Genomic DNA, 13,073 nt, shown 5'->3' with positions numbered 1-13,073 from the left:
CAGGAATACAAAACCCGTGGTGTGGCGTACTGCCCGCACTGTGACGGTCCATTGTTCAAAGGCAAACGTGTTGCGGTGATTGGTGGCGGTAACTCGGGTGTGGAAGCGGCAATTGACCTTGCCGGGATTGTCGAGCATGTCACACTGGTTGAGTTTGATACCAAACTGCGTGCCGACCAGGTGCTGCAGGACAAGCTCAACAGCTTGCCGAATACCACGGTGATCATGAATGCACTTTCCACAGAAGTGGTCGGTGACGGTTCACAGGTGACAGCGCTGAAATACAAGGACCGTGCCACAGATGAAATCAGAACCATCGAATTGGCCGGGATCTTTGTCCAGATCGGTCTGTTGCCAAACACGGATTTCCTGAAAACCTCTAAAGTGGAACTCAGCAACCGTGGCGAGATTGTGATTAATGAGCGCAACGAAACCAATGTCAAGGGCGTGTTTGCTGCCGGTGACTGTACCACGGTGCCGTACAAGCAGATCATCATTGCCACCGGTGAAGGAGCGAAGGCATCACTTTCTGCTTTTGATTACATTATCCGTAACGGGCAATAAGTAAAAAAGCCAAAGTGGCTATGTAGACTTAGACATAGACACTTTGGCTTTAGTTCCCCAAGTTTTTGTTTTACCCTTTTATAGGAACTCAGGGCGCTAACGCTGAGTTCCTTTTTTTATCTCTGGCATTTTATAAAAAGCCAAAGTATCCCCACGCACTTTTGCTTTTTACATTTTATTTTTATGATTCACGTTTTTTATGATTTACATTTTTTGTAGTTACGACTTGTTATTCTTCTTTCCCCAAGTTTATTGTTATAAAAATAGATTCAAACCTTTAAACTTTTCTAATAATTGTTCTTGAGTTTCGATATGTTCAGGATGCGGAATAATGCATTCAATCGGACACACCGCAATACAAGTCTCATGGTCATAAAAACCGACACATTCAGTACAACGATTTACATCAATCTCATACACCTTGTCGCCCTCATAAATCGCTTCATTCGGGCACTCAGGCAAGCACATATCACAATTGATGCATTTATCGGTGATGAGTAATGCCATATCTATCTCGCTTTAAATCGCTTGATAAGCCAAAGATGCGGCAGAAATATCTGCAGTTGAATTCGGCAAGTTTCGAATCAGCAGGGCATAACGCATGTCGACATCGGCAGGAACTGGAATATCAACGACATGACCTGAACCTTTGGCATCTTCAATCAAATTGCCTTTTTTATCTTTAATCTCAGTCAAAATAAAATTGATGTTGCCTTTCGTCGTCATTAACTCTAAAGAATCACCCACCACAAAACGGTTTTTCACATCAATCTTGATATAGTCACCGTTACGTTCTAAAACTTCGCCGACAAACTGTTGATGGTCAAAACGTGATGAACCGGTTTCATAGTTTTGATATTCGCTATGCACATGACGACGCAGGAAACCTTCGGTATAACCGCGGTTTGCCAAGCCTTCAAGCTGGGTCATTAAAGATGGATCAAAAGGTTTGCCTGCTAAAGCATCATCAATGGCTTTACGGTAGATTTGTGCAGTACGGGCACAGTAAAAATAAGATTTGGTACGACCTTCAATCTTCAGCGAATGAATGCCCATTTTCGCCAAACGATCGACATGCTGTACCGCACGCAAGTCTTTTGAGTTCATGAAGTAAGTGCCATGTTCATCTTCTTCAGCAGCAAACATGTCTTCTTCATTGCGTTGTAATAAAACCGGCTCGCCAAATTGATGTTGTTCTAGGGCGTGTTGCTCGTCGGCATCTTTATGTTGGCAGCATGATGAGGATTCTTCAATGTGTTGAACTGGAATGACATCTCCAGTTTCATCTTCAACTGCATCGTGAATTTTATAATCCCAGCGACACGCATTGGTGCACGCGCCCTGATTGGCATCACGTTTGTTCATATAGCCTGAAAGTAAGCAACGACCGGAATAAGCCATACACAATGCACCATGCACGAAAACTTCAATTTCCATACCCGGCACATTGTTTTTAATTTCTTCAATTTCTTCGATTGATAACTCACGGGACAAAATTACCCGGGTTAATCCCATGTTTTGCCAGAACTTTACCGTTGCCCAGTTGACTGCATTGGCCTGTACCGAAAGATGAACCGGTACATCTGGAAAATGTTCACGTACCATCATGATCAGACCAGGGTCGGACATAATCAGCGCATCAGGTTGCATGGCAACCACGGGTTCCAAGTCACGGATAAAATTCTTGAGTTTGCTGTTATGCGGTTGGATGTTCACCACCACATAGAATTTTTTGCCCAAGGCATGAGCTTCCTCAATACCTATTTTTAGATTGTCATGATCGAAGGCATTATTACGTACACGTAAGCTATAACGCGGCTGACCTGCGTATACCGCATCGGCACCATAGGCAAATGCATAGCGCATGTTTTTGAGTGAGCCAGCAGGAGAGAGGAGTTCGGTAACGGTCGTCATGCTCATGAAAAATAAAGGCATATAAAAAATATGGCTTTATTGTATGGATTTGAAAATTAGATTCAACCTAGTAAAAAACTCGGAATTATCAGCTGTGTCATCGAAATAGCATCAAACTTGAGCTAATGTATATGTAAATACGAATATGCATATATATCTTATAGATCAGGTTGATTTTTTTAAATGTCTGGCTGATCAAACGCGCTTAGACATCCTCATGCTGATTGTGAAACAGAGCGAACGATGCGTGTGTGATTTAACGGCAAGCTTAGATTTAAGTCAGCCGAAAATTTCACGACATTTGGCATTATTACGCACTAGCGGTGTTTTGCAAGATCGCCGCCAAGGTCAGTGAATTTATTACAGCTTGCAAGCGGATTTGCCGCAGTGGTGTCTGGACGTTTTAAACACTGTGTCTGCTCAAGAGAAGTATTTTGATGCTGTAAATCTATCTGCTTGTGAATCTTTAAATCGTTGTGAATAAGTGATTGGAATAATAATGAATTTTATTTTTTATGTACTGTAAATGGCCGCCGTAGCATTTTGTCAGAAGCCATTTTTAATGCCCGTGCACCGGAAGATTTTAGTGCCTGTAGTATAGGTAGTAAACCGACTGGAAAGGTCCATCCTTTAACCCTGAAAACTTTACAAAATTTTGGAATTTCGACGCAAGGTTTATCCAGTAAAACCATGCAGGATTGTGATGGTTTAATCCGCAAGTCGTGATTACCGTGTGTGGTTCAGCAGTGGAAGAACCCAGTCCTTTGTATCTGGGTAAAGCGATAAAAGCGCATTGGGGGCTGGAAGATCCATCGCATTTAGAGGTGCCTGAAGATGAAAAAATGCAGGCATTTATGCAGACAGTGGAGCATATCAACCGTCGTTTTGATACCTTATTTGCTCTGGATTTAGCCTATTTAAGCCCTGAAAAATTAATTGCTGAAATCAATAAAATTTCTGAAATTGCCTCATCGACAAGGTCATGACTGCTAGAAAATTGTCCTTTCTTGATCGTAATTTAACCTTGTGGATTTTTGTTGCCATGGTTTTGGTCTGGAGCAATCTGGCCTGTGGCGATAACCAATATGTCGTGGCATTGGTGGCAATTAACAGCATCTTCCAGATGCTGTTCTTTAGTATCTATGCATGAGTATTTATGCATGGCTGTTTTTAAGTTACTTGCCGCCATATTTTGGTGTGGCTAGACAAGTGCTTGATGTCAGCTTCTGGACCATTACCCAAGCGGTACTGATCTATTTAGGGATTCCATTTTTATTGGGTTTTCTAACTCGATTATTCCTGGTTAAAGCGAAAGGTTTGCTGTGGTATCAAAGCCAGTTTATTGCAAAAATTAGTCCCCTTAAGTCTACTCGCCTTGCTATTCACTATTGTGGCGATGTTGTCAGTTTATCGTTGGATGTTTTACACATCGCCATTCCATTGACCATTTACTTTGTGCTGATGTTCTTTATTAGTTTTTCATAAAAACGAATGTCATCGATACACAGACGAGTTTTCTCTGCCAGAAACTTATTTAAATATTTTTACTGTTTTCATGACTGGAAATTGGATTTACTGCATCGTTTTGAATAAAAAGAATACAATGATTTTATCAATGACGCCACAGAAGCTGATGCAAATGGTATGTACTTGCGATCATGAATCTGCTCCTCAAAAGCCAAATGGGAAATTCCGTACAGCCTTGTGGATTGCACTGATCCTTAATCTGCTTTTGTTTGTGATTGAGCTGATTGGGGGAGCTTATGCACATTCCTCGGCACTCTGGGCAGATGCTTTGGACTTCTTTGGTGATGTAGTGAGCTATGGCATTTCACTTGCTGTGATGGGGATAAGCTTGTATTGGCGTGCGACTGTAGCCTTACTGAAAGGAATAGTCATGGCTACATTTGGCTTTATCGTGATTGGTAAAATAGTCTACGCCTATGTGCAAGGAATTCCCCCGGAAGCGATGACCATGGGGGTAATTGGTGTGCTCGCATTAATTGCTAATCTTGTTTCAGCTTCATTGCTCTATGCTTTTAGACATGGGGATGCCAACATGCGTTCAGTCTGGCTATGTAGCCGTAATGATACCATTGGTAATGCAGCCGTAATTCTTGCTGCTGTAGGAGTTTTTGGAACTGGCAGCTTGATTCCAGATTTAATAGTGGCTTTGGTGATCTCTATTTTAGCGCTAACAGGTGGTTATCAGGTGATTAAAAGGGCACTGCGGGAGCGGAAAGAGCATCAGTCTGTAACAATGTAGATCATGAAATTTTTATAACAAGCTGCCTAAGAGCAGTTTTTTTTATAAGAATTAAAAACATTTCTAAGCAAATATAAACATTCAAATTCACATAATATTTACCACTTTACAAATAAAAACATTTTGATAGAATTTAAATTAAATATAAGTAATGTAAATAATTTCTCAAAATAAATTAGATATTTTAGAGAATTTTAGTAGGGGGTTTGGTGAAATTAATTAAATTTTTAGGCATGGGGACGGTGTTGCTGATCACGGGGTGTAGCTCGAAAGTTGTGACCTATGATGCAACGGGTCAAGTGATCGGTTCTTGCAAAGCCACTTCTGGTTTTATATTGGGTGCTCGCGCAATTTGTTACGGTGGGGCTAATTCTGAAGGTGTGGATTATTCAAAGATTGATCAACAGTCAGGATTGTTACCCCTGCCACCTAAATCATCGAAAATTATACTTTCAGATAATTAATCACTTTTTAAAAAATTTATAGTAGGGAAAATATGATGAAAATTTCTAGCTTAGTCGCATTGGCTTGCGCTGTATTGATGACAGGTTGTGCTTCAACAGTAACCACCTTTGATTCGAATGGACGAATGATTGGTTCATGTAAAGCAGAACGTGGTTTTGTGATTGGTGGTGGTGCAGGTTGTACTGGGCAGGCGAACCAAGAAGGTAAAGGCAAATAATTAAATCGAGAGATTTAAAAAACCGAGCTATTTAGCTCGGTTTTTTTGATTTCGATTCTAAAAAGCGGAATCTTATTTTTCAACGAATGCACGTTCAATCACGTAGTCGCCAAGAACACCCATTTTCGGAGATTCTTTTAGACCATGTTGATCAAGCAAAGCAACAACGTCATCTAGGAATGCCGGGCTACCACACAACATTGCGCGGTCTGTTTCTGGGTTGAAACGTGGTAAACCAATTTTTTCAAACAGTTGACCCGATTCAATTGCAGTAGTTACACGACCTTGAGTGTGGAATTCTTCACGAGTAACAGTTGGGTAATAAATCAATTTGTCTTTAATACCCAGTTCTTCAAAGAATTCGTGGTTCGGAAGTTCGTTTAGAATCAAGTCTTGGTAAGCCAATTCAGAGATGAAGCGCGTACCGTGAACCACGATCACTTTTTCAAAGCGTTCATAAGTTTCAGGGTCACGAATTGTTGACAAGAACGGTGCAAGGCCTGTACCTGAAGAAAGAAGGTACAAGTTTTTACCTGGGTTTAAGTCGTCAAGAACCAGAGTTCCTGTCGGTTTGCGTGATACTAAAATATCATCGCCAACTTTTACTTTTTGTAAAATAGAAGTTAAAGGACCATCTGGCACTTTAATAGAGAAAAACTCTAACTCTTCTTCATAGTTAGCGCTAGCAATAGAATAAGCACGCATTAAAGGCTTACCATTTACTTCCAGTCCAATCATCACAAATTGACCATTTTTAAAACGTAGCGCAGTGTCACGAGTGGTTTTAAAACTGAATAATGTGTCATTCCAGTGGTGTACGTGAGTAATCTTTTCGACGTTGAAAGCAGCCATTAAAGGTCTCAATAAATTATCAGATTAGAACAGCTTACTATTCTAATCTAAAAACATTCTCGATAAACTGAATATATTTAATTGACCTTATCAGAAAAAGTGATTATGACTGAGCTTAAAGTGCCAATAATCGGGTATATGAATTCTCCCTATCGTGAAAAATTTGGCATCCCCAGACAACCAAATTTGGTTCAGGTCGAATCGTATATTGAAATGCTGGAACCTTATAATGATTTGCTTGCATTTGAAGGTATCAATGAATTCAGTCACTTGTGGTTGATTTGGCAGTTTCATGACAATAAGAATCAACAAGATAATCCAAAATTTCGCCCACAAGTCCGTCCACCGCGTTTAGGCGGCAATAAGAAAATAGGCGTGTTTGCGACACGCAGCATGTACCGTCCTGCACCTATGGGTTTGTCTGTGGTTCAACTCAAAGAAGTGAAAAAAGTCGGTAAGTCGGTTCGGGTTTATGTCACAGGCAGTGATTTGTTGAATGGCACACCCATTATAGATATCAAGCCTTATATTCAATACTCAGATGCAGTGCAGGATGCAGAAAGTGGTTATGCACAGGATGAGCCTGAACGAATGACGGTTATTTGGACAGAAAATGCAGAGCAACAAAAGCAGGATTTAATTAGAGATCAAAAGTTAGATCGTCGAATTGTGAATGAACTGGAACAGGTGTTATCGCTGGATCCAAGACCAGCTTATCAAAATGATCCTGAGCGGATTTACAAGATGAATTTTGCCGATTTTGATGTGAGCTTTTCTGTGGGATTGGATCATATTACAGTGGTCGCACTGATTCCGCTTTCGGCTTAACGCTGTACCATCCACCAAAGCACACCAATTAAAATGGCCATATGCAGAATTTGCACCGGTGCAAAATAAAGTGCAAATTTTAATCCACCGCTGATGGCTGCATTAATGGATTTAGAAACCGCATGCGCGCCCAAACCGAGCATCATTGCATACAATAAACTGGTGTTTGTGGGTTCACCTTGTATAACTACTGCGGCCGCAGCGGCATGAATTTCAAACAGTGAAGCCAAGAGTGTACCTGCAATTAAACCCGAATCACCGAGTAAAAGCTCTAAGCCATACACACCTGCCTGAATGACTGTTAACGTCCCGGCAATAATCGCTGCTTCTTTTAAGCTAAACATGGGACTATCTTCAGGTTCTATTTCTTCAACAGGTTCTGCTTTACGTAAAAGCCAGTAAGCACAAAGCGCTAAAATAGCCATGGCGATTAGCGAGGGAAATATCAGCAGCTTTAACCAAGTTAAAGAGACACCTCCTACAACAATGAATAATAGAACTAAAGTTGAAATACAGGACATCAGTGCTGCACCGGCATTTGATTGAGCATCGACACCTTCATTGCGTACTTGCATGCCTAAATGCGCAATCGTTGCGGTACTGGATACAAATCCAGAGGCAATGGAAGAAAGAATGAGCGCTTTTTTTGTTGAAAGTAAGCGTTTAGCAATATGTGCCAATGCTTGTACAACAAGAATCAAAGTGAGCAGTTTTAAAATAATATGCGGGTTGAGAACTGTGCCCCATAAAGGGGTATTTGGAGTAAGTGGTAAACCAATTAAAATCAAGGCCAGTAAAAATAAACCATCTTTAAATTCTGCTTCGGTGATCCATTTTCCTGCAAAACCGTGAATTGAATGTTTCATCATTAAAATAAAGGTAAGTACGACAGATAAGCTTGCAGCCAGTGTGACATTCCAAATACACAGTGCCCCAATAAAATAGGTCATCACAAATGCCAGTTCAGTGGTCACACCCGGATCTTTCAACTGATTTTTAAGCGAAAAAATACTAATTGCACCGACACTAATTGCACCCACAACCCCAAAAACAGGTCCAAAGATAAAGCATAGCGCACCGAGTAATGCACAGATCACAAATGAGCGGACACCGGCAAAACTGTGCTGATTTTCACGTTGCTTACTGCGTTCACGTTCTAAACCAATCAGCAAACCACAGCCTAATGCCGCTGCCATAATCATCAGCAGTTCTTGAAATGATGTGCTTTGCAGTGACAGATTAAGCATGTTATTCACAGGGTTCATCCAATAGCCGAAGTATGGAAAAGGGGGGTGTTTAATTAATCAGCACCTTTAGCATTATTCGCTATAAATGAATGAAAGTAAAAGCGTAATCGCTGCCAAATAGTTATAGTTTTTATTTGAATGACCGATGAGAAATGGATCAATTTTAGTAAATGGCAGTAATGCTGTTTTTCTAAAGGTGATTGAAGTCAGATGAAATTTAGTTTGCTATAGTGTGTTTATGTTTTGGGGCTTAGAACAATGAATTTTAATTTTGAAATGGACACGTCTTGGTGTCTGGAACAACTACAAAAAGATGGACGTATTACCGAGCGCAACAAGCTACTGATACAAACTACACACCGCCAACGTGAGCAGTTGAAATGGCATCCATTACAGTGGATTGCACATTTTAATTTAGTCGATCTATCCCATCCGCAATCCACATTGACCTTAAACCGTTTGTGTCAGTGGATTGCAGAAAAAGCCAAGATCCCTTTTTATATTATTGATCCCTTGAAAGCTGATGTCGGTGCTTTGACCAATATCATGTCGCAAGAATTTGCTGTACGTAATAAAATTTTGGCGGTTGAAATTCAGGCGGATAAAGTCCTGATTGCAACCGATCAACCTTTTAAAACTGAATGGGTGGCCAATCTTGAACATACGATTGCGCCAAGAAAAATTCAGCGTGTGTTATTAAGCCCAGATCAATTACAGCGCTATTTAGTCGAGTATTACCAAGTCAGTCGTGCGGTTAACTCATCGCAAAAATCCAGTGCTTATGACCGTGATAACAAAGGCGTCGAAGCGCTTTTACAACTGGGTGATACGCAAAACCCGGATGCCAATGATCAGCATATTGTGAAGCTGGTGGATTGGGTATTGCAGTTCGCTTTTGAGCAAGGGGCGAGTGATATCCATCTGGAACCGCGTAAAGACACAGGTAAGGTGCGTTTTCGAATTGATGGCGTGTTACACACTATTTATAAAATGCCGGCCAATACGCTGACCGCCGTGATTTCGCGCATCAAAATTTTAGGTCGCATGAATGTTGCGGAAAAACGTAAACCGCAAGATGGACGTTTAAAAACCCGTACTCCAAAAGGACAAGAAACCGAGTTGCGTTTATCGACTTTGCCGACGGCTTTCGGTGAAAAATTGGTGATGCGTATTTTTGACCCGGAAGTGTTGGTACGTAGTTTTCAACAACTGGGTTTTGAAGGCGGCTTACTCAATGATTGGCAAGCTTTAACGGCACATAGCCACGGCATTATTCTGGTGACAGGTCCGACCGGTTCGGGGAAAACGACCACGCTATATTCTTCACTGAAACAGCTGGCCACAGAAGAAGTCAATGTTTGTACCATTGAAGACCCCATTGAGATGCTTGAACCGAGCTTTAACCAGATGCAGGTCAATCAGGGCATTGATTTAGGTTTCGCTGATGGCGTGCGCGCTTTAATGCGTCAGGATCCAGACATTATTATGGTCGGGGAGATTCGTGATCAGGATACTGCCAATATGGCGATTCAAGCTGCGCTAACAGGTCATTTGGTATTATCCACTTTACATACCAACGATGCGCCATCGAGTTTGACCCGTCTACACGATTTGGGCGTACAACCATTTTTAACTGCCGCTACGATTTTAGGGGTATTGGCACAACGTCTGGTGCGAAAACTTTGTCCGCATTGTAAAACAGAAACCTTTATCAATGAGCAAGAATGGAAGCATTTGACCTACGACTTTACGATAGAGATGCCAAATTTTGTGTACCAAGCGGTCGGTTGTGAAGAGTGCCGACATACCGGCTATAAAGGGCGTGTCGGCATCTATGAATTTATGCCTTTAAGTTTAGAGACCAAACAACTGATCAGTGCAAATGCCAATTTGAATGAATTGCGTCAACAAGCCAAGAAAGAGGACGTTGAACCGCTGCGTATTGCCGGTGCACGTAAAGTTCTGGACGGACTGACCACTTTGGAAGAAGTTTTGCGGGTGGTTCCTTTGAATTAAGGATTTTTTTTGAAAATTTTGAAAATGAAAAAATCTTAAGATTCACCTCATCTTGATTTGTTTTAATAGCTTCATCGAAATGATCAACAAAAAGATGAGGGCTTCAACATGAACATGATCTCTAAAGCAACTTTAATTACAGGTCTGGTGGGTGCAACTACATTTGCCATTGCCAATACTGCCGTGAATCAAGCTGCCATTGCACCACAAACGACTACGACGGTTAAACATGCCTTAACTTTAAAAGATGATACCAAGGTACAGCTCAAAGGTTATGTAGTTAAAGCGGTCGGTGATGAAAAATACCAATTCCGTGATAACACTGGCACGATTACGGTCGATATTGATGACGAATTATGGCAGGGTAAACCTGTAAATGCCAAAACCCCTGTGACCATCACTGGTGAAGTCGACATTGATTACAAACCTGCGAAACGTGTTGAAATTGATGTAGATGCGGTTAAATTCTAATTCAGTTGATTCACTGCATAGCCGATCAATTGAAATAAAGCTATAAGGAGGAAGTTGTCTATCTCCTTTTATATTTCTCTTAAAACCACATGCATTATTCATGTGGTTTTTTTGAATCAAGCGATTTTTAAAGCATGCTATCTTAAAAGTAGAAAATGCCTCATATATGAGAACAACACATGCGAATCTTACTGGCAGAAGATGATGCTTCCCAAGCAGAGAGCATCAAAACATGGTTAGAAATGGATGGTTATAATATTGACTGGGTCGAGCGTGGCGATCATGCCATTTTAGCGATTGAGCAACATCAGTATGATTGTGTCTTGCTCGATCGTGGGCTACCTAAAGCTACTGGGGACGAGATTCTCAAAACTTTACGAACGCAGCAGCAACAAACCCCCGTGATTTTTATTACCGCGCGCGATAGTATTCATGACCGGGTCGAAGGTTTAGATTTGGGTGCCAATGATTATCTGGTCAAGCCTTTCAGTCTGGAAGAACTTTCCGCACGTGTACGTTCGCAATTACGACAGCATCAAGCAACAGCAGGGCAAGATCTACGTTATGCGAATCTAGTTTTGGATCCGCAGGCCAAAACACTGACTCAAGATGGTCAAACCGTAAATTTAACCGCCAAGGAATTTCAGATTTTGCATAAACTGATGCAAAAGCCTGAATATGTGATCACGCGTGAACAACTGGAAGAATCACTCTATGCTTGGGGCGATGAAATAGAAAGTAATGCCATAGAAGTGTTTATCTATCAGTTACGTAAAAAAATAGGCAGCCAATATATCAAAACCATTCGTGGTTTGGGCTATCGCATGAGTCAAGATTAATATGTCACACGCCGTGTCTCTACAAAGCAAACTGATCAAGACATCATTATTCAGTTCAATAGTAGCTGGGGTAATGGCATTGCTGCTTTTTATGGGGATTTCCCTGTATCAGACCATGCAGGTGCAAGATCAGCTCATGGATGAAATTGCCGATATGCTGTTGATCTCGGATGTGACTAACACCTCAGGACAACAGGTCGATGAAATCAGTGATGAATTTGACATTCAATACCAGTTAAAAGATCAGCAGCAGGTTCTCACGGAATCAAAAAATTTCCAACTCGACAAGCAATCTTCAAAACTGAAAACCAACGCATCGGAAGGCTATAGTTTTATTTGGCAAGATCAGCAATTGTGGCGCATATACATGGCTGAAGATACCGAACTGAATATGTCAGTGTTGGTGTTACAACCCATCGGACAACGTTTTAAAGATTTGGCTCAAAATGTCATGGGCTATGGCCTGATTTTAATTTTGCTCTGGTTCATTCAGTGGCTGATTTTACATTTTGCGGTGAAACGCCAATTTAAAGTCATTCACCAATTGTCCAAACAAATTTCAGGAAAAAATGCCGATGATCTCGCTCCGATTCAGCAGCAAAAACCTGAATTAAAAGAATTACAACCAATGGTTTGGCAACTGAATCAACTCTTACAACGACTGCAAAAATCTTTAGTGGCAGAGCAACGCTTTACAGCGGATGCCTCACATGAATTACGTTCACCTTTATCCGCCATTCAAATGCGTTTACAGGTACTAAAACGTAAATATCCAGAACTGGATCAGGACTTGGTCAGCATCCAAAATGATGTCAGTCGTGGCACACAAGTTTTAGAAAACCTACTTTTACTTGCACGACTAGATCCGACCAATACCAGTCAATTGCCTAAAGCTGAAATTGATTTGCAGCTTGTAGTGAAGGATGTCATTCAAGCTTTACAGCCTTTTGCATTAGAAAAAAATATTCAGATCCAGACTCGGCTTTTGTCTCATCTTTCTATTTTGGCCAATGAAAAACTCATTTTCAGTTGTATACGAAACCTGATTGATAATGCGATTCGCTATGCAGAGCAGGGTGGGAATGTGTTTATTGATATGCAACAAAAGCAGCAACATATCAGTATCAGCATTGAAGATGACGGGCAAGGTGTCACAGATGAAGTGCTACAACGACTGGGTGAACGCTTTTATCGTGCTTTGGGAACCAAAACTCAAGGTTCAGGTTTGGGGCTTTCGATCTGTCAGAAAATTATGGAGTTGCATGCAGGGGAAATTCATTTCTCTCAATCTGCGCATGGTGGATTAAAAGTCGAGCTGCAATTTTCACTCAATCTTCAGCACTAAAAAGCAGTATGTTTGCGTACATACTGCTTGTTTCCACGAATATTATTAT

At 41.1% G+C, this 13,073-nt stretch carries 13 protein-coding genes and 3 pseudogenes; 12 read left to right on the top strand and 4 right to left on the bottom strand.

Translation table 11 applies throughout. The features are described from left to right. On the top strand, positions 1 to 564 hold a 564-nt coding region (locus HLH14_RS10310; RefSeq protein ID WP_171533034.1), incomplete at its 5' end, for an FAD-dependent oxidoreductase. Positions 565 to 819: 255 nt separating this feature from the next. Here the strand turns inward: HLH14_RS10310 and HLH14_RS10305 are convergent. Both HLH14_RS10305 and trhP read right to left on the bottom strand, forming a co-directional pair. Further along, entirely contained in the window at positions 820 to 1,071 is a 252-nt protein-coding gene (locus HLH14_RS10305) for a YfhL family 4Fe-4S dicluster ferredoxin (RefSeq protein ID WP_067724332.1), read from the bottom strand. A gap of 12 nt (positions 1,072 to 1,083) precedes the next feature. Next, positions 1,084 to 2,484, bottom strand: coding sequence for a prephenate-dependent tRNA uridine(34) hydroxylase TrhP (gene trhP / locus HLH14_RS10300; protein ID WP_155859816.1), 1,401 nt, complete (start codon positions 2,482 to 2,484; stop codon positions 1,084 to 1,086). Positions 2,485 to 2,638: 154 nt separating this feature from the next. On the opposite strand from trhP, the pseudogene HLH14_RS16195 reads away from it, so the two are divergent. From HLH14_RS16195 to HLH14_RS10270, 6 genes and pseudogenes are all read left to right on the top strand, one after another. Next, positions 2,639 to 2,962 (top strand): annotated as a pseudogene (locus tag HLH14_RS16195) (metalloregulator ArsR/SmtB family transcription factor). Further along, positions 2,959 to 3,464 (top strand): annotated as a pseudogene (locus HLH14_RS10290) (arsenate reductase ArsC). The pseudogenes HLH14_RS16195 and HLH14_RS10290 overlap by 4 nt, the downstream one beginning before the upstream one ends. Before the next feature lie 50 nt (positions 3,465 to 3,514). Further along, positions 3,515 to 3,957: pseudogene (locus HLH14_RS10285) on the top strand (arsenic resistance protein); the annotation flags it as partial. Between the two features lie 160 nt (positions 3,958 to 4,117). After that, positions 4,118 to 4,744, top strand: coding sequence for a cation transporter (locus tag HLH14_RS10280; protein ID WP_067724359.1), 627 nt, complete (start codon positions 4,118 to 4,120; stop codon positions 4,742 to 4,744). A gap of 209 nt (positions 4,745 to 4,953) precedes the next feature. After that, positions 4,954 to 5,208 (top strand): hypothetical protein, encoded by a 255-nt coding sequence (locus tag HLH14_RS10275; RefSeq protein ID WP_067724334.1) that lies wholly within the window; start codon positions 4,954 to 4,956, stop codon positions 5,206 to 5,208. A 35-nt stretch (positions 5,209 to 5,243) separates the two neighbouring features. Continuing rightward, the gene (locus HLH14_RS10270; RefSeq protein ID WP_067724335.1) at positions 5,244 to 5,426 is read left to right on the top strand and encodes a hypothetical protein; all 183 of its coding nucleotides are present in this window, start codon (positions 5,244 to 5,246) and stop codon (positions 5,424 to 5,426) included. Positions 5,427 to 5,498: 72 nt separating this feature from the next. On the opposite strand, the gene HLH14_RS10265 is transcribed toward HLH14_RS10270, so the two are convergent. Continuing rightward, positions 5,499 to 6,278, bottom strand: a complete 780-nt coding sequence (locus HLH14_RS10265; protein ID WP_067724336.1) for a ferredoxin--NADP reductase — start codon at positions 6,276 to 6,278, stop codon at positions 5,499 to 5,501. Positions 6,279 to 6,383: 105 nt separating this feature from the next. Between HLH14_RS10265 and tsaA the strand changes: the two genes are divergently transcribed. Continuing rightward, a complete protein-coding gene (gene tsaA / locus HLH14_RS10260; protein ID WP_081406231.1) occupies positions 6,384 to 7,106 on the top strand; it encodes a tRNA (N6-threonylcarbamoyladenosine(37)-N6)-methyltransferase TrmO in 723 nt (240 codons plus the stop codon). Here the strand turns inward: tsaA and HLH14_RS10255 are convergent. After that, the gene (locus HLH14_RS10255) at positions 7,103 to 8,353 is read right to left on the bottom strand and encodes an MgtC/SapB family protein (protein ID WP_155859817.1); all 1,251 of its coding nucleotides are present in this window, start codon (positions 8,351 to 8,353) and stop codon (positions 7,103 to 7,105) included. The two genes, tsaA and HLH14_RS10255, sit on opposite strands and share 4 nt — an antisense overlap. Positions 8,354 to 8,611: 258 nt before the next feature. Here HLH14_RS10255 and HLH14_RS10250 point away from each other — a divergent pair, with 258 nt between their 5' ends. The 4 genes from HLH14_RS10250 to HLH14_RS10235 all read left to right on the top strand — a co-directional run bounded on the left by HLH14_RS10250 (position 8,612) and on the right by HLH14_RS10235 (position 13,024). Further along, the gene (locus HLH14_RS10250; protein ID WP_067724339.1) at positions 8,612 to 10,369 is read left to right on the top strand and encodes a GspE/PulE family protein; all 1,758 of its coding nucleotides are present in this window, start codon (positions 8,612 to 8,614) and stop codon (positions 10,367 to 10,369) included. A 108-nt stretch (positions 10,370 to 10,477) separates the two neighbouring features. Further along, the gene (locus HLH14_RS10245; RefSeq protein WP_067724340.1) at positions 10,478 to 10,840 is read left to right on the top strand and encodes a NirD/YgiW/YdeI family stress tolerance protein; all 363 of its coding nucleotides are present in this window, start codon (positions 10,478 to 10,480) and stop codon (positions 10,838 to 10,840) included. A 179-nt stretch (positions 10,841 to 11,019) separates the two neighbouring features. Continuing rightward, on the top strand, positions 11,020 to 11,679 hold the full coding sequence (locus tag HLH14_RS10240; protein ID WP_067724341.1) for a response regulator transcription factor: 660 nt from the start codon (positions 11,020 to 11,022) through the stop codon (positions 11,677 to 11,679). A gap of 1 nt (position 11,680) precedes the next feature. Continuing rightward, on the top strand, positions 11,681 to 13,024 hold the full coding sequence (locus HLH14_RS10235; protein ID WP_067724342.1) for a sensor histidine kinase: 1,344 nt from the start codon (positions 11,681 to 11,683) through the stop codon (positions 13,022 to 13,024). Positions 13,025 to 13,073 lie beyond the last annotated feature (49 nt).

It is taken from the genome of Acinetobacter terrae, from assembly GCF_013004375.1.
In the GTDB taxonomy this organism is placed as follows: Bacteria; Pseudomonadota; Gammaproteobacteria; order Pseudomonadales; family Moraxellaceae; genus Acinetobacter; species Acinetobacter terrae.
Note: the sequence above shows the minus strand (reverse complement) of the source record. Positions and strands in the feature narration are given on the sequence as shown.

Excerpts from the sequence above, each read along its gene's own strand:
- tsaA (WP_081406231.1), top strand. The coding sequence starts at position 6,384 with ATGACTGAGCTTAAAGTGCCAATAATCGGGTATATGAATTCTCCCTAT.
- HLH14_RS10240 (WP_067724341.1), top strand. The coding sequence starts at position 11,020 with ATGCGAATCTTACTGGCAGAAGATGATGCTTCCCAAGCAGAGAGCATC.
- HLH14_RS10235 (WP_067724342.1), top strand. The coding sequence starts at position 11,681 with ATGTCACACGCCGTGTCTCTACAAAGCAAACTGATCAAGACATCATTA.
- HLH14_RS10280 (WP_067724359.1), top strand. The coding sequence starts at position 4,118 with ATGGTATGTACTTGCGATCATGAATCTGCTCCTCAAAAGCCAAATGGG.
- trhP (WP_155859816.1), bottom strand. The coding sequence starts at position 2,484 with ATGAGCATGACGACCGTTACCGAACTCCTCTCTCCTGCTGGCTCACTC.
- HLH14_RS10270 (WP_067724335.1), top strand. The coding sequence starts at position 5,244 with ATGAAAATTTCTAGCTTAGTCGCATTGGCTTGCGCTGTATTGATGACA.
- HLH14_RS10305 (WP_067724332.1), bottom strand. The coding sequence starts at position 1,071 with ATGGCATTACTCATCACCGATAAATGCATCAATTGTGATATGTGCTTG.
- HLH14_RS10250 (WP_067724339.1), top strand. The coding sequence starts at position 8,612 with ATGAATTTTAATTTTGAAATGGACACGTCTTGGTGTCTGGAACAACTA.
- HLH14_RS10255 (WP_155859817.1), bottom strand. The coding sequence starts at position 8,353 with ATGCTTAATCTGTCACTGCAAAGCACATCATTTCAAGAACTGCTGATG.
- HLH14_RS10265 (WP_067724336.1), bottom strand. The coding sequence starts at position 6,278 with ATGGCTGCTTTCAACGTCGAAAAGATTACTCACGTACACCACTGGAAT.
- HLH14_RS10245 (WP_067724340.1), top strand. The coding sequence starts at position 10,478 with ATGAACATGATCTCTAAAGCAACTTTAATTACAGGTCTGGTGGGTGCA.